At 56.3% G+C, this 23,473-nt stretch carries 21 protein-coding genes; 20 read left to right on the top strand and 1 reads right to left on the bottom strand.

Annotation, left to right across the window (positions count from 1 at the left end):
• The first annotated feature begins 1 nt into the window (after position 1).
• From KDN35_RS07315 to KDN35_RS07260, 12 genes are all read left to right on the top strand, one after another.
• A complete protein-coding gene (locus tag KDN35_RS07315) occupies positions 2–943 on the top strand; it encodes a bifunctional riboflavin kinase/FAD synthetase (RefSeq protein WP_171564684.1) in 942 nt (313 codons plus the stop codon).
• A gap of 133 nt (positions 944–1,076) precedes the next feature.
• The gene (gene rpsO, locus KDN35_RS07310) at positions 1,077–1,346 is read left to right on the top strand and encodes a 30S ribosomal protein S15 (RefSeq protein WP_171564749.1); all 270 of its coding nucleotides are present in this window, start codon (positions 1,077–1,079) and stop codon (positions 1,344–1,346) included.
• Positions 1,347–1,602: 256 nt separating this feature from the next.
• Positions 1,603–3,738 (top strand): polyribonucleotide nucleotidyltransferase, encoded by a 2,136-nt coding sequence (gene pnp, locus KDN35_RS07305; RefSeq protein WP_212132452.1) that lies wholly within the window; start codon positions 1,603–1,605, stop codon positions 3,736–3,738.
• Between the two features lie 206 nt (positions 3,739–3,944).
• The gene (locus KDN35_RS07300) at positions 3,945–4,913 is read left to right on the top strand and encodes a polysaccharide deacetylase family protein (protein WP_212132451.1); all 969 of its coding nucleotides are present in this window, start codon (positions 3,945–3,947) and stop codon (positions 4,911–4,913) included.
• A 118-nt stretch (positions 4,914–5,031) separates the two neighbouring features.
• Entirely contained in the window at positions 5,032–6,285 is a 1,254-nt protein-coding gene (locus KDN35_RS07295; protein WP_212132450.1) for a M16 family metallopeptidase, read from the top strand.
• Between the two features lie 132 nt (positions 6,286–6,417).
• On the top strand, positions 6,418–6,678 hold the full coding sequence (locus KDN35_RS07290) for a YlmC/YmxH family sporulation protein (RefSeq protein ID WP_171564688.1): 261 nt from the start codon (positions 6,418–6,420) through the stop codon (positions 6,676–6,678).
• Positions 6,679–6,813: 135 nt separating this feature from the next.
• The gene (gene dpsA / locus KDN35_RS07285; RefSeq protein ID WP_212132449.1) at positions 6,814–7,716 is read left to right on the top strand and encodes a dipicolinate synthase subunit DpsA; all 903 of its coding nucleotides are present in this window, start codon (positions 6,814–6,816) and stop codon (positions 7,714–7,716) included.
• Entirely contained in the window at positions 7,709–8,308 is a 600-nt protein-coding gene (locus KDN35_RS07280) for a dipicolinate synthase subunit B (protein WP_171564690.1), read from the top strand. The genes dpsA and KDN35_RS07280 overlap by 8 nt, the downstream gene beginning before the upstream one ends.
• Before the next feature lie 32 nt (positions 8,309–8,340).
• Positions 8,341–9,381 carry an aspartate-semialdehyde dehydrogenase gene (locus KDN35_RS07275; RefSeq protein ID WP_171564691.1) on the top strand — a complete coding sequence of 347 codons (1,041 nt, stop codon included), beginning with the start codon at positions 8,341–8,343 and terminating at the stop codon, positions 9,379–9,381.
• Positions 9,382–9,392: 11 nt separating this feature from the next.
• The gene (gene dapG / locus KDN35_RS07270) at positions 9,393–10,619 is read left to right on the top strand and encodes an aspartate kinase (RefSeq protein ID WP_171564692.1); all 1,227 of its coding nucleotides are present in this window, start codon (positions 9,393–9,395) and stop codon (positions 10,617–10,619) included.
• A 50-nt stretch (positions 10,620–10,669) separates the two neighbouring features.
• Complete coding sequence (dapA, locus tag KDN35_RS07265) at positions 10,670–11,536, top strand: 4-hydroxy-tetrahydrodipicolinate synthase (protein WP_171564693.1); 867 nt, start codon at positions 10,670–10,672, stop codon at positions 11,534–11,536.
• A gap of 199 nt (positions 11,537–11,735) precedes the next feature.
• Positions 11,736–13,412, top strand: coding sequence for a ribonuclease J (locus tag KDN35_RS07260; RefSeq protein WP_171564694.1), 1,677 nt, complete (start codon positions 11,736–11,738; stop codon positions 13,410–13,412).
• A gap of 31 nt (positions 13,413–13,443) precedes the next feature.
• Here the strand turns inward: KDN35_RS07260 and KDN35_RS07255 are convergent, their stop codons facing one another.
• Complete coding sequence (locus tag KDN35_RS07255) at positions 13,444–13,815, bottom strand: TM2 domain-containing protein (RefSeq protein WP_249178972.1); 372 nt, start codon at positions 13,813–13,815, stop codon at positions 13,444–13,446.
• A gap of 215 nt (positions 13,816–14,030) precedes the next feature.
• On the opposite strand from KDN35_RS07255, the gene KDN35_RS07250 reads away from it, so the two are divergent.
• From KDN35_RS07250 to KDN35_RS07215, 8 genes are all read left to right on the top strand, one after another.
• Positions 14,031–14,828, top strand: a complete 798-nt coding sequence (locus KDN35_RS07250) for a ClpP family protease (protein WP_171564696.1) — start codon at positions 14,031–14,033, stop codon at positions 14,826–14,828.
• Positions 14,825–15,055, top strand: a complete 231-nt coding sequence (locus tag KDN35_RS07245) for a YlzJ-like family protein (protein WP_171564697.1) — start codon at positions 14,825–14,827, stop codon at positions 15,053–15,055. The genes KDN35_RS07250 and KDN35_RS07245 overlap by 4 nt, the downstream gene beginning before the upstream one ends.
• 105 nt (positions 15,056–15,160) lie before the next feature.
• Positions 15,161–17,542, top strand: a complete 2,382-nt coding sequence (locus KDN35_RS07240; RefSeq protein ID WP_212132448.1) for a DNA translocase FtsK — start codon at positions 15,161–15,163, stop codon at positions 17,540–17,542.
• A gap of 230 nt (positions 17,543–17,772) precedes the next feature.
• Complete coding sequence (locus tag KDN35_RS07235; protein WP_171564699.1) at positions 17,773–18,498, top strand: GntR family transcriptional regulator; 726 nt, start codon at positions 17,773–17,775, stop codon at positions 18,496–18,498.
• A 60-nt stretch (positions 18,499–18,558) separates the two neighbouring features.
• Complete coding sequence (locus KDN35_RS07230) at positions 18,559–19,605, top strand: BMP family lipoprotein (protein WP_212132447.1); 1,047 nt, start codon at positions 18,559–18,561, stop codon at positions 19,603–19,605.
• Between the two features lie 119 nt (positions 19,606–19,724).
• Positions 19,725–21,239 carry an ABC transporter ATP-binding protein gene (locus KDN35_RS07225; RefSeq protein WP_212132486.1) on the top strand — a complete coding sequence of 505 codons (1,515 nt, stop codon included), beginning with the start codon at positions 19,725–19,727 and terminating at the stop codon, positions 21,237–21,239.
• Positions 21,232–22,302, top strand: a complete 1,071-nt coding sequence (locus KDN35_RS07220; RefSeq protein ID WP_171564701.1) for an ABC transporter permease — start codon at positions 21,232–21,234, stop codon at positions 22,300–22,302. Before KDN35_RS07225 ends, KDN35_RS07220 begins: the two co-directional genes overlap by 8 nt.
• Positions 22,302–23,261 (top strand): ABC transporter permease, encoded by a 960-nt coding sequence (locus KDN35_RS07215; protein WP_171564702.1) that lies wholly within the window; start codon positions 22,302–22,304, stop codon positions 23,259–23,261. The genes KDN35_RS07220 and KDN35_RS07215 overlap by 1 nt, the downstream gene beginning before the upstream one ends.
• Positions 23,262–23,473 lie beyond the last annotated feature (212 nt).

Genomic DNA, 23,473 nt, shown 5'->3' with positions numbered 1-23,473 from the left:
CGTGAAAACGATATCCTTGACGTATCCACTGCCGCGGGATTTGCAGCCGGACCCCTGCGCCATTGCCCTGGGGTATTTTGACGGCGTACATATCGGCCATCGGCGCGTGATTCAGAAAGCGATCGACACGGCCAAGATGAACGGATGGAAAAGCGCGATCATGACCTTCGATCCCCATCCGCGCGAGGTGCTGGGGCAGACCGGGTACAGCCAGTATCTCACCCCGCTGGCGGATAAGCTGGAACAACTGGAAAAGATGGGCGTAGATCTGACCTACGTGATGCGTTTTGACATCGCCTTCGCGGCCGTCTACCCGGAGGACTTCATCGCCGAGTGCCTGCTGCCGCTCAACTGCCGCCATGTGGTCGTCGGGTTTGACTACACGTTTGGCTACCGCGGCATGGGTACTGCACAGACGCTGCTGGCATCAAGCGAGGGACGGTACGGCATCGACATCGTCGGACCGGTCAACCGGTTGGGCGAAAAAGTGAGCAGCACGATCATCCGTGAGTATCTGCACCATGGCAACGTGGAGCAGACCCGTCTGCTGCTCGGACGGCCGTACAAGATCAGGGGCGTGGTCGTCCACGGCGACAAGCGCGGCCGCACGATCGGCTTCCCCACAGCCAACGTGCGCCTATCACGCCCGTATCTGATCGGGAAAAACGGGGTGTACGGCGTCCGTTTCAACGTGGACGGGCAAAGCTACCGGGGCGTGATGAACGTGGGCATCAAGCCGACGTTTGAGCTGGAGAAGAAGGAAAAGTCGCTGGAAGTGCACATTTTTGACTTCCAGGGAGACCTGTACGGAAAAGAAGTGGAAGTGGAATTTCTGTTCTTCATCCGCGACGAGCAAAAATTCTCCGGTGTGGACGCGCTGATCGCACAAATTCGGGAAGATGTGGAGTACGCCAAGCGGAAGTTTGCCGAGGCGAACGTGTAAATCTTTTCTTTGCTTTTCCATGAGCGGTATGCTATAATTCAAAACGTTGTACAGATAACCGCAGCTTGGCTGTCCGACACTCACCGGCGGCAGACTCGGCTGACGGGGATAGACAAGAGGGAGGTGAGTCATGATGGCACTGTCTCAAGAACGCAAAGCTCAACTGATTCAAGAGTTCCGCACGCATGAGAACGACACTGGTTCTCCGGAAGTTCAGATCGCTATCCTGACCGAAAACATCAACAACCTGAACGAACATCTGCGCGTTCACAAGAAAGACCACCACAGCCGTCGTGGTCTGCTGAAGATGGTTGGTCAGCGCCGCAATCTGTTGAACTACCTGAAAGAAACGGACATTCAGCGCTATCGCGTACTGATTGACCGTCTCGGTCTGCGTCGCTAATGACATCAGTTGGAAAGCGGGTTCATCCCGCTTTTTCTGCTGTCTGCGCCTCTTTCCGCCAGCGGGGTGACGTTACGAGCTGCAGACCAGTCGCTTCTCGGCGATCCTGCGCCCGGCGACCGCTGGCGAAACTCCATTCTTCCCGTGCAACTGGCACAGGGTGCCATTTAATTTTCAAACAGGCAGGAAATAATACATATAGGTAGAAAAAGATTGTATACGTGTCACTACGTCGTGAAGGAGGACTGCTAGCAACATGGAGCAACAATACCGTACATACGACTTTGACCTGGCAGGCCGCAAACTGACGCTGGAATTCGGCAAGATGGCCAAGCAGGCACAAGGTTCGGTTTTGGTTCGGTACGGCGATACGGCGATTCTCTCCGCTGTGACGGTATCCAAGGAAGCAAAGCCGATTGACTTTTTCCCGCTGACCGTCAACTACGAGGAGCGCCTGTATGCAGTCGGGAAAATTCCCGGAGGGTTTATCAAACGGGAGGGACGTCCCAGCGAAAAGGCGATTTTGGCCAGCCGCCTGATTGACCGTCCGATTCGTCCGTTGTTCCCCGAGGGGTTCCGCAATGAAGTCCAGGTGGTAAACACGGTGCTGTCCGTTGACCAGGACTGCTCGCCGGAGATCGCTGCGATGATCGGTACGTCGGCTGCGCTGTGCGTATCGGAAATTCCGTTTAACGGCCCCATTGCCGGCGTGATCGTCGGGCGCGTAGACGGCCAGTTCGTGATCAACCCGACCGTCGAACAGATGGAAAAGAGCGACATTCATCTGGTCGTGGCCGGTACGCGCGACGCCATCAACATGGTGGAGGCGGGAGCCGACCAGGTGCCGGAAGAAGTGATGCTGGAAGCGATCATGACCGGTCACGAGGTCATCAAGGAACTGGTCGCATTCCAGGATCAGATCGTCGCCGAGATCGGCAAGGAAAAAATGGAAGTCGTGCTGCATGAAGTGGACCCGGAGATTGACCAGGCTGTCCGCAGCTATGCCGAAGCCCGGTTGAAGGAAGCGATCCGCATCGAGGAGAAGCAGGCGCGCTACGACGCAATTGACGCAATCAAGGAAGAAACGCGTCAGCACTTTGCCGAGCTCAATCCGGAGACGTATCCGGAACAGGAAGCGATGATCAACGAGGTGCTGCACAACATCGTCAAGGAAGAAGTGCGTCGCCTGATCACCGAGGAGAAAATCCGGCCGGATGGACGGGCCCTCAACGAAATTCGTCCGCTGTCCAGCGAAGTGGGCTTGCTGCCTCGCACGCACGGTTCCGGGCTGTTCACACGGGGCCAAACGCAAGCGCTCAGCGTATGTACGCTCGGTGCGCTGGGGGATGTGCAGATCCTGGACGGATTGGGTCTGGAAGAGTCCAAACGCTTCATGCACCACTACAATTTCCCGCCGTACAGTGTAGGGGAAGCACGTCCGTTGCGGGCACCGGGACGCCGCGAAATCGGGCACGGAGCGCTGGGCGAGCGGGCGATCGAACCGATCATCCCGTCTGAGAGCGAGTTCCCGTATACCATCCGGCTTGTTTCCGAGGTGATCGAATCCAACGGCTCCACCTCCCAGGCGTCGATTTGCGCCAGCGTGTTGGCTCTGATGGATGCAGGCGTGCCGATCAAGGCGCCGGTTGCCGGTATCGCGATGGGGCTGATCATGGGCAACGACGGCAAGACCTTCTCCATCCTGACTGACATCCAGGGCATGGAAGACCATCTCGGCGACATGGACTTCAAGGTGGCCGGTACGGAAAAAGGGGTTACCGCCATTCAGATGGACATCAAGATTTCCGGCATCAACCGGGAGATTCTGCAGCAGGCGCTGGAACAGGCTCGCGAAGGACGGCTCGTGATTCTCAAGCACATGATGGAAACGATCTCCGCACCGCGGCCGCAGCTTTCTCCATACGCGCCGAAGATTATCACGATGCAGATCAATCCGGACAAGATCCGCGAAGTGATCGGTCCCCAAGGACGCGTCATCAACAAGATCATCGACGAAACGGGCGTCAAAATCGACATCGAACAAGATGGTCGCATCTACATCGCCTCGGTCGATCAGGAAGCCAACCTGCGTGCGAAACAGATCATCGAAGACCTGGTTCGCGAGGTAACCGTTGGCCAGACCTATCTGGGCACCGTGAAGCGCGTGGAAAAATACGGGGCGTTCATCGAACTGTTTGCCGGCAAGGAAGGTCTCTGCCACATTTCCCAACTGGCGGAAGAACGGGTCGCCAAGACCGAAGATGTCGTCTCCATCGGCGACAAAGTGCTCGTCAAGGTTACGGAAATTGACGACCAGGGCCGGATCAACCTGTCCCGCAAGGCCGTGCTGAAGGAACAGGCGGCACAGCGTGCGGCTGCTAAAGCAGAATAACTTACAAGCAAAAGGCTTCGTCACTCGAAGGTATCTTCGCGTACGGAAGCTTTTTCTTTTTGCGTTTTGCGTTTTGCCAACCACGTCGTCTGCACACGGACATCTCTGTTTTGACAGGGATGTTCTTTTTTCGTCTAACCGTTTTTCTCCATACATACACTGGACAAAGAAAGGTTGTACGGCAGAGAAGGAAGGGGGCAACCCTCATGGGTCAAAAGGCAAAACGCTTGTGGTTTATGGGAGGGGGTGCGGTCCTCCTGTTCTTTGTTCTCAGCAACGGTCCGATCGATCAGTACGTTGACACGGTCAAGCGCCAGACCGTGCAGGCAGCGCTTTCCCTGGAAGGGGATGAACGGCTGCGCGCCCTGATCGATCAGTGGAAACAGGGACGGGAAGAGGCACCGATCAATGCCCGGATCGACCCCATCTGGAAAGCGATTCCCGGTTACAACGGACGCGTCGTGGACGTCGAGGCATCCCTGGCCAACATGAAGCGGTCCCGCACGCCAGGCCCGGAGTCGCTGGTGTACAAGGAGGTCCCTCCGGCGGTCACGCTGGAACAATTGGGTGCGCACCCCGTTTACCGGGGGAACGAAAAAAAGCCGGCCATTTCGTTTATGATCAATGTTGCCTGGGGCAACGAGTATCTCGATACCATCCTGGACACGCTGGACAAACACGGGGTGAAGACCACGTTTTTCCTGGACGGGTCGTGGGTCAAACGCTTCCCGGAATGGGCGAAAAAGATTGCTGCCCGGGGTCACGAGATCGGCAACCACGCATACTCCCACCCCGACATGAGCCGGTTGGGCCGTGAGCGCATTCGCCAGGAAATCGGCCGCACACAGGAGGTGATCCGCCATACACTAGGGGTAACACCTGTGCTGTTTGCCCCTCCCTCCGGTGCGTTCAATCAAGCGGTCGTCGACATCGCCCGCCACGACTTCCAGATGACGACCATCCTCTGGACAGCGGACACGGTTGACTGGCAAAAGCCGTCGGTAGACGTGCTGATTCGGCGGATCGAGCCCAAAATGGGCAACGGAGTACTGGTTCTGATGCACCCGACCGCGCCCACGGCAGCAGGGCTGGATACGTTGATCAGGATGGCGAAGCAAAAGGGATTGGTCCCCACCACCGTTTCTGGAGTGATTTCCAGCCGGCGCTTGCCCTGAAAGTGCAAGACAATGGGATCATTTATTGTGGAGTCAAGGGAATTTTGCTATAGTTAGACGTGTTTACAAGAGAGTCCCGAAGCGGATAGAGACAGATAGACAACCGAGGAGGATTTGTGTGATTCAACGGCATACATGTGAAAACGGTCTGCGGATCGTGACGGAGAAGATTCCTTCCGTGCGTTCCGTTGCACTGGGCATCTGGGTGGGGACCGGCTCCAAATACGAAACAAAACAGGACAACGGCATTTCCCATTTTCTGGAACACATGTTTTTCAAGGGGACCACATCCCGTTCGGCAAAGGAAATTGCCGAAACCTTTGACGAAATTGGCGGCAATGTGAATGCCTTTACCTCCAAGGAGTACACCTGCTACTACGCGCGGGTGCTGGACCAGCATGCCCCGATAGCGCTTGACGTGTTGGCGGACATGTACTTTCACTCCGTATTTGACGAGGAGGAGCTGGAAAAGGAAAAAAACGTGGTGATCGAAGAGATCAGCATGTACGAGGATACCCCGGACGATCTGGTGCATGATCTGATTGCCCGCGCCAGCTTCGCTGACCATCCGCTGGGGTCCCCCATTCTCGGCACGGAAGAGGTGCTGCGAGCGCTCAAACGTGACGATTTGATCAATTACATTGAACGTCGTTATTTGCCGACCAATACTGTGGTGACGGTGGCGGGCAATTTTGACGACTCCCTGATCGAAGAAATCAAACGGCGCTTCTCTGCGTTTCAGCGTCATGCCCAGCAAATGGACGTGGCCCAACCTGTGTTCGCGGCCAACGCGTTAGCGCAGCACAAGGCCACGGAGCAGGCGCACCTGTGCATTTCGCTGCCTGGTTATCCGGTCGGACACGAGGAGATATACTCGCTCATTCTGCTCAACAACGTGCTCGGCGGCAGCATGAGCTCCCGGCTGTTCCAGGAAATCCGCGAAGAACGCGGGCTTGCGTACTCCGTCTATTCGTACCACTCTTCATACAAAGAGACGGGTACCTTCACGATTTACACCGGGACGGCGCCGGAGCAGGTCGGGCAAGTCTTTGACATCGTCGCCCACGTGCTGCGGGACGTTGCTGAAAACGGCATTACCGACAAGGAACTGAACAAGGGCAAGGAGCAGTTGAAGGGCAGCCTGATGCTCAGCCTGGAAAGCACCAACAGCCGCATGAGCCGGCTGGGCAAAAACGAGCTGCTGCTGGGGCGCCACCTCACACTGGATGAGATTCTCGCCAAGATCGACCGCGTCTCCCATGAGTCGGTCCACGCCGTGGCACGCGAATTGTTCCGCTCCAAACTGGCGCTGGCGATGGTGAGCCCGCTGGACGGTTTCCCGGCCAATGTGAAAAGCGATATTCTCCTGTAGAAAGGGAGGACAAAAAATCCGGCATAGGCCGGATTTTTTCGTATAAGCATGGTGATGACGGGCTGGTGCCCAAACACGGGAAAGATCTGCCGGCGAATGACTGCGGCGGTTCGGAACAAAGGGGGAGACGGCATGCGCTTGAGCGAGTTTGGCGGCAAGGAGATCATCGGGCTGGACAACGGGGAACGGCTGGGCGTGATCGGCGACGCGGATCTGGAGATCAATACGGAGACGGGACAAATCCGTTCGATCATCATACCGCAAGGCGGCTTTTTCGCTTTGGGGAAACGGCGCGAGGACATCGTGATCCCTTGGGAGGCGATCGTCAAAATCGGTCCTGACATGGTGATCATCCAAATGCACAGACGAGAGCCGCAAGCCTCTGAAAAGTAGGGTGAGTGTAACCGAACCTATAAACGGCGAATAGGATGGGGGTAGACCGCAACGATTTCCGTTATCTTTTTCACACGGAAAAACCTTTGCGTTTCGAATCGATTGCAGTAAAATGTGTGGAAAGGGGAACGCAGCATGCTAACGGGCATACATGTTGCCTTTATCGGCGGCGACGCCCGCCAGTTGGAAGTCATCAAGCGGTGCATACAACTGGATGCCAGCGTCACGTTGATTGGCTTTGACAACCTGGAAAGCATCTTCACCGGGGCAACGAAGAGACCATTATCATGCGATGTGTTGCGAGACGTGGATGCCCTCATCTTGCCCGTGGTCGGTACTGATGACGACGGTTACGTGGAAAGCATCTTCTGCTCCAAGCCGCTGCGGCTTTTGGAAGAGCACGCAGCCAGCTTGCAGAAGCACTGCGTCGTGTACACCGGCATGGCGAAGCCCTATCTGAGACAACTGCTGGCAGCCTCGCAGATTACGTTGGTGGAACTATTAGATCGTGATGATGTTGCCATCTACAATTCCATCCCGACGGTGGAGGGAGCGTTGATGATGGCAATTCAACATACGGACATTACGATTCACGGATCACAGGCCATCGTGCTCGGATTGGGGCGGACAGGCATGTCCATGGCGCGGGCGCTGCATGCGCTGGGCGCCCGCGTCAAGGTGGGGGCGAGACGTCAGGAACACTTGGCACGCATTTATGAAATGGGGCTTACCCCTTTTCATTTCAGCGAATTGAAGCAGCAGGTGACCAATGCCGATTTTATATTCAACACCGTGCCTCATCTTGTCCTCACAGCGGAAGTGATTGCCCAGATGCCGCAGACGGCATTTATCCTGGACCTGGCGTCGAAGCCGGGGGGCACTGATTTTCGCTATGCAGAAAAACGAGGCATCAAAGCGCTGCTCGCTCCCGGATTGCCTGGAATCGTCGCACCGAAGACCGCCGGAAAGATCATGGCTCAAACGCTGTCTCGTCTAATTGCGGAACAAACGATCACCAGGGGGAATCAACATGAGTAAACTGAAGGGAAAGACCATTGGTTTCGGTTTGTCCGGTTCCCACTGCACGTTAGACGAGACGATGCCGCAGATCAAACGGCTGGTGGACGCAGGCGCGAGAGTGATCCCGATCGTCTCACAAACGATCATGACGACGGATACGCGCTTTGGCACTTCGGAAAGCTGGCAGCGCAAGTTGGTGGAGATTACGGGGGAATCGCTGATCGCTTCGATTCCGGAGGCAGAACCGCTGGGGCCGTCGAAGCTGCTGGACGTGATGGTGATCGCCCCCTGCACAGGCAGCACGACCAGTCGTCTGGCCAACGCAATCACTGACAGTCCGGTGTTGATGGCAGCCAAGGCGACGATGCGCAACTTGCGTCCGGTCGTCATCGCCATCTCCACCAATGACGGTCTGGGCTTGAATGCAGCCAACATCGCCAAGCTGCTCGCGGCGAAAAACATTTACTTTGTTCCGTTTGGACAGGATGCGCCGGAGAAAAAGCCCAATTCGCTTGTCGCCCGCATGGATTTGATCTTGGAGACGTGTGAAGCTGCTTTGGAAGGCCGACAGTTGCAACCCTTGTTGATAGAAAGATACAACTATTCGTAACAACTGAAAAGCGATTTGGAGGAGAGTAAAAGATGGCGAACCAACTGACCTACACCGTCGCTGTGGTCGGCGCGACCGGCGCAGTCGGACAGCAAATGATCAAGATTCTCGAGGAGCGCGACTTTCCGATCAAGCAGTTGAAACTGCTCGCTTCCGGACGTTCCGCCGGCAAGACCGTCCGCTTCAAGGGACAGGACGTCGTCGTGGAAGAGGCAACGCCGGACAGCTTTGCCGGAGTGGATTTCGCCTTGTTCAGCGCCGGCGGGGCGGTCAGCAAGGAACTGGCTCATCACGCCGTGCGTCACGGTGCCGTGGTAATTGACAACACCAGCGCGTTTCGAATGGACCCGGACGTGCCGCTCGTCGTGCCGGAAGTGAACATGGAGGCCGCGTTCAAGCACAAGGGGATCATTGCCAATCCGAACTGCTCGACGATTCAGATGGTAGCCGCTTTGAAACCCTTGTATGATCGATATGGAATAGATCGCATCATCGTCTCCACGTATCAGGCCGTATCCGGCGCGGGTGCATCTGCCATTCAGGAGCTGTTGACGCAGACCCGCGACGTTCTGGACGGCAAGCAGCCGGAGTGCAAGGTGCTGCCTGTCGGCAAGCTGCCGGTGCATCACCCGATCGCCTTTAACGCCATTCCGCAAATCGACGTGTTCACGGACAACGGCTTCACCTACGAGGAGATGAAAATGGTCAACGAGACCAAAAAGATCCTCGGTGACGACAGTGTGCTGGTTTCCGCCACGTGCGTGCGCATTCCGGTCGTCTACGGCCACAGCGAAGCCGTCTACGTGGAGCTGAAACAGGACTACGATCTGGACGAAGTGAAGTCTCTGCTGGAACAGGCGCCTGGCATCGTGCTGGTGGATCAGCCCGAAGAGCAGCGTTATCCGCTGGCGACCGATGCAGCCGGCAAGCTGGACGTGTTTGTTGGTCGGGTAAGACGCGACCTGCATCACCCCCGCGGCCTGCACATGTGGATCGTTTCCGACAACTTGCTCAAAGGTGCGGCATGGAATACGGTACAAATCGCTGAAGAACTCATCAAAGCACGAGCATAGGGGAGAGGTTTGTGAAAATTCTCGTCCAGAAGTTCGGCGGTTCTTCCCTGACGACGGAAGAGTGCCGAATGAGGGCTATTACGCATATGGAACGAGCGCTCGACGAAGGCTATGCCCTCGTCGTCGTCGTGTCTGCAATGGGGCGCAAAGGTGACCCGTATGCGACCGACACGCTCTTGCAGTTGATTCGCAACAACGGCAACCGCCTGCCCCGCAGGGAGACGGACCTGCTCATGCACACCGGAGAGATCATCTCCGCCACCGTGATGTGCAGCATGCTGAATGCGCGCGGCATCAAGTCCACAATCCTGACGGGCGGGCAGGCCAACATCGTCACGACAGACGAGTTTACCAACGCCCAGATCGAATCGATTGATCCCGGCCGGATTCGCAAGGAACTGGAAGCGGGGAACGTGGTCATCGTTCCCGGTTTTCAGGGGCGCACGGCTGATTGGGAGATTACCACGCTGGGGCGGGGCGGCAGCGACACCACGGCGACAGCGCTTGGTGTCGCCCTCCGCGCCGAAAGGGTGGACATTTTTACTGACGTAAACGGCATCATGACGGCTGATCCGCGGATTGTCGAAGAAGCGCAGCCGCTCAGCACGGTGACGTATACGGAAATTTGCAACATGGCCCACCTGGGGGCCAAAGTGATCCATCCCCGCGCGGTGGAAATTGCGATGCAGGCCAACGTGCCGATTCGGGTGCGTTCCACGTTTTCGGACGACCCTGGCACGCTGGTGACCACCATGCTGGAAATTGACAAGATGGGTTATACTGTACACGACCGCCTGGTCATGGGCATCGCGCACGTGCCGAACATTACACAGATCAAGGTGGCGAACAAGGACGGAACGTACGACACCCAATTGCAGGTGTTCAAGGCGATGGCCCAGCACAGCATCAGTGTGGACTTTATCAACGTAAATCCGTTGGGCGTGGCGTACACCGTCCATGACGAGATGAGCGAACAAGCAGCGCGGATTCTGACCGACTTGGGATACGAACCGCAGATTCTGCCGCACTGCGCCAAAGTCTCTGTCATCGGTGCGGGGATTGCCGGCGTTCCCGGTGTAATGGCGCAGATTGTGGAGGCGCTGACGCAGGAAGACATCCAGATCTTGCAGTCGGCCGACTCGCATACGACCATCTGGGTGCTGGTTCACGAAGCGGACATGGTGCGCGCTGTTCGCGCCCTGCACAAACAGTTCAAGCTGCACAACGGACACATGTAGCTCCATTTGCCGTGGCAGATGGGGGAACAATCGAAGAGGAGTTGGAGGACGTGGCACGTTTTGGCCGACTGGTTACCGCCATGGTGACCCCGTTTACGGAACAATTGCAAATCGACTACGAGAAAACGGAACGACTGATTGACCATCTGCTGTCTACCGGTACGGAAGCGCTAGTGGTCAGCGGCACGACCGGCGAATCGCCGACGCTGACCCGTTCCGAAAAACTGGACTTGTTCCGGCATGTCGTGGCGTACGCGAAAGGAAAATGCCACATCATCGCCGGGACGGGAAGCAACGATACGGCTGCCAGCATCGAATTCACGCAGGAAGTGGAAAAGATCGGCGTGGACGCCGTGATGCTGGTGGCACCCTACTACAGCCGTCCGTCGCAGGAAGGCTTGTACCGGCATTTCAAGGCGCTGGCAGAAGCAACCAGTCTGCCGGTCATGCTGTACAACGTGCCCGGCCGCACCGGCGTCAACATGGCCGCTGAGACCACCGTGCGGTTGGCGCAGCTGCCCAATGTGGTGTGCATCAAGGAAGCGTCCGGCAACCTGTCGCAAATGGCGCGGATTGTCGAGGAGGCGCCTGAGGGTTTTGAACTGTACAGCGGGGACGACGCGTTGACACTGCCGATTCTATCGATTGGCGGCGTTGGTGTGGTCAGCGTGGCCAGCCACGTCGTGGGCAGCGAGATGGCCGAGATGATGGCGGCGTACTTCGGCGGCGACAACGCCAAGGCTGCCGCCCTTCACCGCAAGCTGCTGCCCGTGTTCGAAGGGCTGTTCAAATACCCGAGCCCCACACCGACGAAGGCGGCATTGGAGAAGCTGGGCGTGCCGGTGGGCGGCGTTCGCCTGCCATTGGTAGAGCTCAACGACGAGGAAAAAGCGTTTGTGCATTCGCTGCTGCAATAACCTGTCGACTGCAGCCAAAAGCTGTCCCGAAGGCAAGAGAAAGTGCCGGACGGGCAGCTTTTTTGCGTCGTGACTGGGATGCAATCTATTTGGTTGTTTTTTCTTGAGTTCCGCTTTTGCGTTCGGTTATAATGTTACTAAGTGATTTGGGGCGGTTTTTTGAGTGTAATGGACAACTAAATATAGGAGGTTACACGTTTTGGCAAAATCGAAACACTCTGTTCTCATTTTCGCCCTGGGCGGAGTTGGCGAAATTGGGAAGAACATGTACGTGGTGCAGTGCGATGACGACATCGTGGTCATCGACGCCGGATTAAAATTCCCGGAAGAGGAAATGCTGGGAATTGACATGGTCATTCCGGACATCACGTACCTGGAAGAACATCGTGACAAGGTTCGCGGCATCATTATCACGCACGGCCACGAAGACCACATCGGCGGTCTCAGCTATGTGCTCAAACACCTCAATGTGCCCGTTTACGCCACGAAACTTACTATGGGCCTGATTGAAGCCAAGCTGAAGGAAGCGGGTATCTTGGCCGATACCAAGCGGGTTTTGATCAACAGCGACTCGGAGATCGTTCTCGGCAAGATGAAAGCGACGTTTTTCCGCGTCAACCACAGCATCCCGGACAGTGTTGGGGTTTGCCTGGAGACGCCGGAAGGGTACATCGTGCACACCGGGGACTTCAAATTTGACCAGACGCCGGTCAATAATCAACAGGCGGATCTGGCAAAGATGGCAATGATCGGTGAGCGGGGAGTCTTGTGTCTCTTGTCCGACAGTACCAATGCTGAACGGCCGGGATTCACCGGCTCGGAACGTGCTGTTGGCGTGGCAATCAAGGACGTCTTTAGCAAGGCAAGGGGACGCATCATCGTTTCCACGTTTGCGTCCAACGTCCACCGCATTCAGCAGGTGGTGGATGCGGCGATTCAGTTTAACCGCAAGATTACGGTTGTCGGACGGAGCATGCAAAACGTCATTGCCATCAGCAAGGACCTGGGGTATCTGAATGTACCCGAGGGCGTGTTTGTCGAGACGGATGAAGTAAACAAGCTTCCAGCCGATCAAGTAGTCATTCTCTCCACTGGAAGTCAAGGGGAGCCGATGTCTGCGCTCACCCGGATGGCCCGATCCGCCCATCGGAAAATTGACATCCTTCCAGGGGATACGGTCGTGATTGCCGCTACGCCCATTCCGGGCAACGAAAAATACGTGGCGCGCACGATTGACCAATTGTACCGCATTGGCGCAGAGGTAATTTACGGCGGTCACGGACCCAGCGGCACCGTCCACGTTTCCGGTCACGGCAGCCAGGAAGAACTGCGGCTGATGCTCAACCTGATGAAACCCAAGTATTTTATCCCCATTCACGGCGAATACCGCATGTTGCGGATGCACGGAATTCTGGCGGAACAAGTGGGCGTTCCCCGGGAGAACATCTTCCTGCTGGACAACGGCGACACGGTGGAGATTTCCGGCGGCAAAGCCCGTTACGGTCCGAAGGTACACGCAGGCAACGTGCTGATTGACGGTCTTGGCGTCGGCGACGTCGGCAATATTGTACTTAGGGACCGCAAACTGCTCTCTCAAGATGGCATTCTGGTAGTTGTCGTTACACTCAGCAAACAAAATGGCACGATCCTGTCTGGTCCTGACATCATCTCCCGCGGATTCGTCTATGTGCGTGAATCCGAAGAACTGCTGGACGAGGCGAATCGCATAGTAACCCAAACACTTGTCAAATGTATGGAAGAAAATGTAAATGAATGGTCTTCCCTGAAAAACAACGTGAAGGAAGCACTGGGGCGCTTCCTGTACGATCAGACGCGCCGTCGTCCAATGATTCTGCCCATCATCATGGAAGTATAGGAACCCTTGTTCTCACAAGGGTTCCTTTTGTTTAAAAAAACGCCCATAAAGGGCGTAATTTATTGAGCCACATCACTGTTTGCGGCGAGCATTTTGACTTTTTGGATGATTTCAAGTTCAACTTGTTCGTTGTACTTGTCAACACGTTTGCTGAGCAAAAATGCATCAATAATGAACCAAATGGTCGTAGGGATAAAAAAGTAAACCATCCGATAATCCAAACAAGAATCATGCCGATCGCAATACCTATGTCACCTACGTAAAAGCGATGACCGCCAAATGCGCCAAGGAAAAACCACAATAAATAAGCCATTCCCTTGCTTTTTCTTCTTTTTTCCAGCTCCGAGTTTACAATTAACTGCTGCTCGGTAGTCAGGCCTGATCGTGCCACAATGTTGTTCAAAACACATGGTCCTCCTTCCAAGAATTAGTCTCTTTTATTGTAAAGGCTTGCCATTCTGTCTGCAATAAAATTCCAAGAGAAAAGACCTAAGCTGTTTGAAAATATAGGTCTGACGACACGTGTTTTTTGGCCTGCCCGTTCTGCCTCATTTCCAGAAGTGTATCGTTTTCCCTTGTCCAATCCATACTAACGGAGGAAAGCGAGGAGGATGGTCCATGCCAAACCGACGAATAACCGATTACCTCAACCGCCCCCCTTTTTCAGGACAGGACGTCCCCCCGTCGGCACCGAATGATCAGCCGCGGCCGGCTGCGGCGCCGCCGGAGACTGACGATCAGAAAAAGAAGCTGCTCGACTCGATTACCCAGCTGGGGCAAACCAATGTCCCGCAGCTGGAAAGCAACATCTACTGCTTGACGATTATCGGGCAGGTGGAGGGGCATATCCAACTGCCGCCGCAAAACAAGACCACCAAGTATGAGCACATTATTCCGCAGTTGGTGGCAGCCGAGCAAAACAGCAAGGTGGAAGGGGTGTTGGTGATCCTCAACACCGTGGGCGGCGACGTGGAAGCGGGACTGGCCATTGCGGAGATGGTCGCTTCCTTGTCCAAACCGGTCGTCACCCTGGTGCTGGGCGGCGGACACAGCATCGGCGTGCCGATTGCGGTTGCGGGCGATTACTCGTTTATCGCCGAAACGGCCACGATGACGATTCACCCCATCCGCCTGACCGGATTGGTAATCGGCGTGCCGCAGACGTTTGAATACCTGGATAAGATGCAGGACCGGGTGGTCAGTTTTATCGCCCGCCACTCCAAGATTACCGAAGAGAAGTTTCGCGAGCTGATGCTGCGCACCGGCGAACTGACGCGCGACATCGGAACCAACGTGATCGGGGCCGATGCCGTCAAGTACGGGCTGATCGACGAAGTGGGCGGATTGGGCCCAGCGCTGAAAAAACTGAATGAGCTGATTGAAAAGGTGCGCAACGGAGAGAAGGTGCTGCAGTGATATTTTACTCGGTCGTTCCGATGGAAATGGTGTTTGCCAACATGGAGCAGGTGGAAAAGCGTCAACTGCGCGAACTGCCGCTGGGCGAGGCCACCATGGTGGTGGAACCGACAGGACCCTACGAGGGACGGATCGTGCGGCTGATCAGCCCCAATCCCCAGGATTACCTCAATCCGCGGCTGGCGCCTGGTGAGACGGTTCGCTTTCTCCCCGATTGGCGCGCATAAGAAGTCCTGTATTTCTATGAATTTCCTGTGTTATACTAGACATGAACGAACAGCAGCCGAACAGCAGACGGCTGCCTTTTTATGCATGACAAAGGAGGCGTGCCATTGAGTAGAAAAGAGAGAAGACAGTCACAAGCGGCATGGGCCTCGGTCGTTAAAGTGGAACTGTTGGGCCTGGTGGTGATTGTGCTCAGCCTGATCGGCTTGTTGGAGAGCGGCACGCTGGGGAAACATGTGCTTGCCTTTTTGTTTCGGTTTGTGGCAGGCTCGTGGGACTTTGTCATCCCGCTGCTAATGATCGGAATGGCCATCCACATGATGTTTACCCGCAAACCGCCGCGGCTCACCTACCGGGTGCTGGGCATTTTGTTTATCTTCCTGGCGATTTTGACGTGGGACCATCTGATGCTGTACAAGCAGGTCACGGCAGACGGCAAATTCGCTGAACAAAGCATCGTCCGCGTCACGTGGGACCGGCTGTGGCTGGACCACAGCCAGAAGGTGTCCACTACCGGTGTTGGCGGCGGCATGGTTGGAGCGCTCTTCTTCGGCCTGTGCAACAGCCTGGTGGGATTGGCCGGAACCGGCCTGATCATCGCCCTGCTGTTTCTGGCCGGCACCATGTTTTTGTTTAACCTTTCGTACGTGGACATCGTAATTTTCATGCGCAACAAAACGTTGCAGCTATACGAAAAATTGAAGGACTCGGTGAAAGATTCCGTACAGCTGTTGCAGGAAGAAAGCGAGAAGCGCAGGCAGGAGAAGGAAAAGCGGAAGGCCCGCGCAGAGCAAAGCGCCAATGAGGAAGGGACCGCTGACCGGCAGGACGGAGCAGCCTCCCCTGCATCGGAGGCTGCCAAGTCACCTGGGACGGCGGGAGCGTCAGTGGACGAGGAGGAAGCACTGCCTGTCGCCCCGTTGATTCGGGACTTTACCGAGCGGGTGGCGAGCGAACACGAACAGGAATCCCCCGAATCTGCGGCCGCGCCCGTCCGACCGCCGGCAGAGAGGGAGATTACCTTTTCGCTGGAAGGCGACGAAGAGATTTTTGGCACACTGGAGAACACAGAAGAGCAGTCGGCTGTCCCCTATGTGCTTCCCAGCTTGCAGATGCTGGCCCGGCCCAAAGGTTATACGCCGGGCAAGGATGTGGACCATACATCCAACGCGGCCAAGCTGGTGCAGACGCTGAAAAGCTTCGGCGTCAGCGCGATCGTGTCGGAAGTGCACCGGGGGCCGGCCGTCACCCGCTATGAAGTGCAGCCCGCGACCGGCGTGAAAGTGAGTCGGATCGTCAGCTTGACAGATGATTTGGCGCTGGCGCTGGCGGCCAAGGATATTCGCATCGAGGCGCCGATTCCAGGAAAGTCGGCGATCGGCATCGAGGTGCCCAATGCCGAGGTGGCGGTCGTGTCGCTTCGCGAAGTACTGGAATCGCCGCAATACCAGGAGGCGCCCGGCAAGCTGACGGTGGCGCTCGGCCGGGACATCTCGGGCGAGCCGATCGTGGCCGACCTGGCCAAAATGCCTCACCTGCTGGTGGCTGGCGCGACCGGCAGCGGCAAATCAGTTTGCATCAACGGATTGATCATGAGCATCCTGTTCCGGGCGAAGCCGGATGAAGTGAAGCTGATGATGGTCGATCCGAAAATGGTCGAGCTGAATGTGTACAACGGGATTCCCCATCTGCTCGCGCCGGTGGTGACCGACCCCCGCCGAGCGTCCGTTGCATTGAAAAAAGTGGTCGCGGAGATGGAGCGGCGCTACAACCTGTTTGCCAAAACGGGGAGCCGCAACATCGAGATGTACAACCAGCAGGTGGAAGGAAGCCCGTTGCCGTACATCGTGGTCATCGTCGACGAGTTGGCTGACCTGATGATGGTGGCGCCAGGTGAAGTGGAAGACGCCATCTGCCGCCTGGCCCAGATGGCTCGCGCAGCCGGCATTCACCTGATTATCGCCACGCAGCGTCCGTCTGTGGACGTGATCACCGGCGTGATCAAGGCGAACATCCCGTCGCGGATTGCCTTTGGTGTTTCGTCCATGGCCGACTCCCGCACCATTCTGGACATGGGCGGGGCGGAAAAACTGCTCGGCCGCGGGGACATGCTCTACCTGCCGATGGGGGCTTCCAAGCCGATTCGCGTGCAGGGGGCGTTCGTCTCCGACAAGGAAGTGGAGGACGTCGTCCGCTTTGTCAAGGAACAGCAGGAAGTCCGTTATCAGGAAGAGATGATTCCGGACGAAGTGGCGGACGAGCAGCAGGCCGTCGTCGACGACGAATTGTACGATCAGGCGGTGCAGATTGTCGCCGAGGCGCAGACCGCATCCGCCTCCCTGCTGCAGCGCAGGCTCCGCATCGGGTACACGCGGGCAGCCCGGCTGATCGACATGATGGAAGCACAAGGGGTTGTCGGCCCGTATGAGGGCAGCAAACCCCGCGAAGTGCGCATACCGCGTCCGGCACAGGAGAGCAACATCTCCTGAGCCGGGCGTTTTTTATCGGCCGAATGGGGCAGTCTATGAGCGACTGCTCATCAGACGACTGAAAACGCAAAAAATGGTATAACGACTTCTGAAAATTTGGCTTGCATGATATCTGCCCCTACGGTACAATTTTTACGGGATTCTAGGAAATTGTTGTTATCGTTGCATGTGAATCAGAGGTCTGACGTCCTACCTGTTGGATGGCTGAAGGGAAACAGGAGTGAGTATGGATGAGCATCAAGGGGAATTTCCGGTCGCTGAGCCTCTTGGTCATGGACAAGATCAAGAGTGATATTGATTCCGGCGTGTTTAAACCTGGCGAACGTCTCCCTTCCGAAGCCGAGCTGTCAAAACAGTTGGGTGTGAGTCGGGCGACGTTGCGGGAAGCGCTTCGCCTTCTCGAAGAAGAGAAAATTGTCATCCGTCGTCACGGGGTCGGTACGTTTATTAATTCCCGCCCTGTTTTTACAGGCGGAATTGGGGAACTCTTTAGTGTGACGGATGCAATTGAGCGGCAGGGGTACAAAGCGGGAACAATCCTGATTGGCACCGCGTTCGGTGAGCCTTGCGAGGACGAGCGCAAACACCTGTCCCTCAATCCAGGTGAAGGCGTGCTCATGGTAGAGCGCATTCGCACGGCGGACGGCGACCCGGTCGTCTACTGCTTTGACCGCATTCCAGCTCGCCTGGTCCCTGAAGGGTACACGGCAGAGGGCGAGTCCATCTTCAACTGGCTGGAGAGCAAGACGGGACTGCGCATTGCATACGCAGTGGCTCATATCGAACCGCTGGGCTACTCTGAAAAGGTTTCCAATCTGCTGCAGTGCGACAAAAACGCGACGCTGCTCCTGCTGAAACAGATTCACTACGACGAGAGTGAACGGCCCGTGCTATACTCCCACAATTACTTCCGGGCGGACAAGATTCACTTTCACGTCGTACGCAGACGGTTGTAACAAGCGGGGGAAACCTCGCACAACAATTTCATTCCATCTCATATTAGGGGGTATTTCGGCATGAAAAAGGTACTTTCCGTCTTCTCCGTGGCAGCCCTCAGCCTGTCGCTTGTACTGGCTGGCTGCGGCGGAAAAACAGAAGGACAGCAAGGAGCGGCCGACCAAGGGGGAACGGCTGCGCCGAACGCGAGAATCGGCATGGTGACCGACGTGGGCGGTGTGAACGACAACTCCTTCAACCAAAGCGCGTGGGAAGGTCTGCAAAAACTGCAAAAAGACCTCAACCTCCCGCAAGAAAACGTCAGCTACCTCCAGTCCACCAGTGACGCCGACTACATCCCGAACCTGACCCAGTTCGTCAAGGACCAATGGAATCTGACCTGGGGCATCGGCTTCCTGATGGGCGACCACGTGAAAAAAGTGGCGTCCGAAAACCCGGATGCCAAACTGGCGATCATCGACGCCGAAGTGGATGCGCCAAACGTGGAATCCGTTCTGTTCAAAGAGCATGAAGGGTCCTTCCTGGTTGGCGTAGTCGCCGCGAAAATGAGCAAAACGAAAAAAGTCGGCTTTGTCGGCGGTATGGAAATCCCGGTTATCAAACGCTTTGAAGCTGGCTTCGAAGCAGGTGTGAAAGCTGTTGATCCGAGCATTCAAGTCGTGAAGGTATACACCGCTGCGTTCGACAAACCGGACCAAGGCAAATCCACCGCGTCGCAAATGTACGACCAGGGCGTTGACATCATCTTCCACGCGTCCGGCGCCACCGGCGACGGCGTATTCAACGAAGCCAAGGCCCGCAAGGCAAAAGGTCAACAGATTTGGGTAATCGGTGTAGACAAGGACCAGTCCCTGACCTTCGGCGACGACATCACCCTCACCTCCATGGTGAAGCGCGTGGACGAAGCCGTGTACCGCGTCTCCAAAGACGTCATCGACGGCAACTTCAAAGGCGGCATCGTATGGCTCGGTCTGAAAGAAAACGGTGTAGGACTAGCCGACACCTCCAGCAAGAACGTGCCGGAAGACGTGCTGAAAGAGGTTGAAGAGTACAAGCAAAAAATTGTAAACGGCGAGATCAAGGTTCCTGAAACACCTCAACAGTAACCCACAGCAGGCTGCATGCGGACAAGGCTAGTTCGAGCAACTAGCCTTGTTCTTTACCTTCACTAAGACCCACAAAAACGGGGGGAACATGGTTGAACTCGGTACAGACAGTTGTTGAAATGCGCGGGATTACCAAACGTTTTCCCGGCATCGTGGCGAACGACAACATCAACCTGGTCGTGAAAAAAGGCGAAATCCACGCCCTCCTGGGGGAGAACGGCGCGGGGAAGTCTACATTAATGAACATCTTGTTTGGTTTGTATCAACCGGATGAGGGGGAAATCCTCATCAATGGGAAACCGGTAAACATCACGAGTCCCAACGTCGCGAACGATCTGGGCATCGGCATGGTGCACCAACATTTCATGCTTGTCGAAACATTTACGGTCACGGAAAACATCGTGTTAGGAAACGAACCGAAAAACGGGTTGAAGATAGATATTCGTCGCGCGGAAAAGGAAGTGGAAGAACTTTCCCGCAAATACGGGCTGAAAGTGGATCCTACTGCCAAAATTGCCGATATTTCCGTAGGCATGCAGCAGCGGGTAGAGATTTTGAAAACGCTTTACCGAGGCGCGGACATCCTCATTTTTGACGAGCCGACCGCCGTCCTGACACCGCAGGAGATTCAGGAACTGATCGAGATCATGCACAATCTGGTAAAAGAGGGCAAGACGATCATCCTAATCACGCACAAGCTGAAAGAGATCATGGCTGTCTGCGACGCGGTCACGATCATACGCCGGGGCAAGGTGATCGATTCGGTCGCCGTCAAGGATACCAACCCGGACGAATTGGCTGCAAAAATGGTGGGGCGCGAAGTTACGTTCAAAGTGGACAAAAAGCCGCCGCAGCCAAAAGAGGTCATCCTCTCGGTCGAAAATATCACCGCCATGGGCAACCGCGGTGTCAACGCGCTGAACGGCATCTCGTTTGAAGTGCGTGCAGGGGAAATCCTCGGCATCGCCGGTGTGGACGGCAACGGTCAAAGCGAACTGATTGAAGTGCTGACAGGATTGCGCAAGGCTTCCGGCGGACGGGTCCTCTTGAAGGGACAGGACATTACCAACCGGCTGCCGCGTGAAATCTCGGAAGCAGGGTTGTCCCACATTCCGGAGGACCGCCACAAGCGCGGGCTTGTGCTCGACTTTACCATGAGCGAAAACATGGTGCTGGAGACGTACTTCCACCCGCGGTTCAACAAAAACGGCTTCCTGGACTACGCAGCAATTGACAAGCATGCATCCAAACTGATCGAGGAGTTCGACGTCCGCACGCCGAGCATCCACACCAAGGCCAGAGCGCTTTCCGGCGGTAACCAGCAGAAGGCGATCATCGCCCGTGAAGTGGACAAGGACCCGGATCTGTTGATTGCGGCACAGCCGACGCGCGGGTTGGACGTAGGGGCGATCGAGTTTATTCACAAACGGCTCGTGGAGCAGCGCGACAAGGGCAAAGCCGTGCTGTTGATCTCGCTCGAGCTGGACGAGGTCATCAACGTCTCTGACCGGATTGCGGTCATCTACGAGGGACAGATCGTCGGCATTGTTGACGCCAAGTCGACGACCGAACAAGAACTGGGCCTGATGATGTCCGGCGGAAAACGGATGCAAGGAGGAGGAAGCGATGAATAGAGTGATTGCTGTTTTTACCAAGGAATCGTTCCTCGTCCCGGCAGCAGCTATCATTCTTGGATTATTGACTGGAGCCGTCGCCATGCTCGCGGGAGGATTCAACCCGATCAAGGCGTACGTGTCCCTTGTGGATAAGGTATTCGGCAATGCGTACAACTTCGGTGAGACGATTCGCCAGATCACCCCGCTGATTTTTACGGGCCTGTCCGTGGCGTTTGCGTTTCGCACCGGGCTGTTTAACATCGGGGCGGAGGGGCAGTTCATCATCGGGATGATCGCCTCTACGGCTGTAGGCGTTTCCCTGGATCTCCCGGCGTACATTCACGCGCCGCTCGCGGTGCTGGCCGGGGCGCTGGCAGGGGGTTTGTGGGGAGCGATCGCCGGCTATCTGAAAGCTGCCCGGGGTGTAAACGAGGTCATTACGACCATCATGCTGAACTGGATTGCCCTCTACTTTGCCAACTACATCCTGACCACTTTTTATGTGCCAGAGGGACAGCAGCGTTCCGAGCTGATCAAGGATTCTGCCTCCATTACGATCGGCTGGCTGTCGCAGATGTTTGACAGTGCCCGGCTGCACTGGGGGACGCTGTTGGCCTTGCTTGCCGCCGTCTTTTTCTACGTCGTCCTGTGGAAGACCAAGACCGGGTTCGAACTGCGCGCAGTCGGTCTGAACCCGCACGCTTCCGAGTACGCCGGCATGAATGTCAACCGCAACGTGGTCAACGCCATGTTTATCGGGGGGATGTTCGCCGGTATCGGCGGCGCGTGCGAAATTCTGGGCGTGCATCACTACCAGTCTGTCATGGCAGGCATGCCGGGGTACGGCTTTGACGGTATTGCCGTTGCGCTGATCGGCGGCAACAGCCCGTTGGGTGTCGTGCTGGCTGCGATTCTGTTCGGCATCCTGACGTTCGGCGCGGCCGGCATGAAGTTTGGCGCCGGTGTTCCGGTCGAACTGATTCGCGTCGTGATCGCCTCCGTCATCTTCTTCGTGGCTGCTCACGGCATCGTAAAAGTATTCCTGAAGCCCATACTGAAGAAAAAGGAGGGTGGAAACTGATGGATTGGGGCATGATTCTCAGCAACCTGATTCACGATACCATCGTGTTTTCCACTGCCTTGATTTTTGCCGCGCTGGGCGGCATGTACTCGGAGCGTTCCGGTGTCGTCAACATCGCACTGGAAGGGATGATGATCATCGGGGCGTTTACCGGTGCCGTGATCACCTTCTTTGCGCAGGACGCGTTTGGCAGCGGCGCGCCGTGGATAGGTTTTGCCGCTGCGATTGTGGCCGGTGCGATTTTTGCCCTGCCGCACGCGGTCGCCTCAATCACGTTCAAGGCCGACCAGGTGGTCAGCGGCGTTGCGTTGAACTTCCTGGCCGCCGGGTTGTCCGTCTACCTGACCAAGATCATCTTCAACGGTGCGGGTCAGACTACGACGCTCGCCCATGTGTTCAGCAAATGGCAGATTCCGCTCTTGGCCGACATCCCGTATGTGGGACACGCACTGTTCGAAGGGTACCCGACCAGCTTTATCGCCTTCGCACTGGTGGCACTTTCCTGGTACGTGCTGTTTAAAACGCCGTTCGGTCTGCGGCTGCGGGCGGTCGGTGAGCATCCGCGCGCCGCTGACACTGTGGGCATCAATGTCAAGCGCATGCGCTACACGGCGGTCATGATCAGCGGCGCCCTGGCAGCGATGGGCGGTGCGACGATCGCCCTGACCACGACCAGCAACTTCTCCCACAACACGGTGTCCGGCCAAGGATTTATCGCGCTGGCAGCGTTGATTTTCGGGAAATGGCATCCAGCTGGTGCGATGGGCGCGGCGCTGTTCTTCGGGGTTGCGCAGGCGATCAAATCGCTGGTGCAGATTTTCGGACTGACGCAATACGTACCGACCGGATTCATCTACATGTTCCCGTACATTTTGACCATCCTGGTCCTGGCAGGCGTCGTCGGCCGTTCGAACGCACCTGCTGCACTGGGCAAGCCGTACGAGACTGGCTCCCGCTAAGCATACACAAGCATGCGTCTGGAATCTGGGACTCTTCCTGCACGAGTCGTGTTCTCGTCGAACGATGCAGGAGGAGAAGAGCGATCCGCAGCTCTCTGCAAATGGTGGTCGTTCAAATTGCCCGGACTTCCGGGCGCTTTTTTTATGAAAACAAACCACCAGCAGGTGCGTTGCGCGTAATCCGGCGGGAAATCGGGGCACACTAGACGAGT

The organism is Brevibacillus sp. NL20B1 (assembly GCF_018195675.1).
GTDB lineage: Bacteria > Bacillota > Bacilli > Brevibacillales > Brevibacillaceae > Brevibacillus > Brevibacillus aydinogluensis.
Note: the sequence above shows the minus strand (reverse complement) of the source record. Positions and strands in the feature narration are given on the sequence as shown.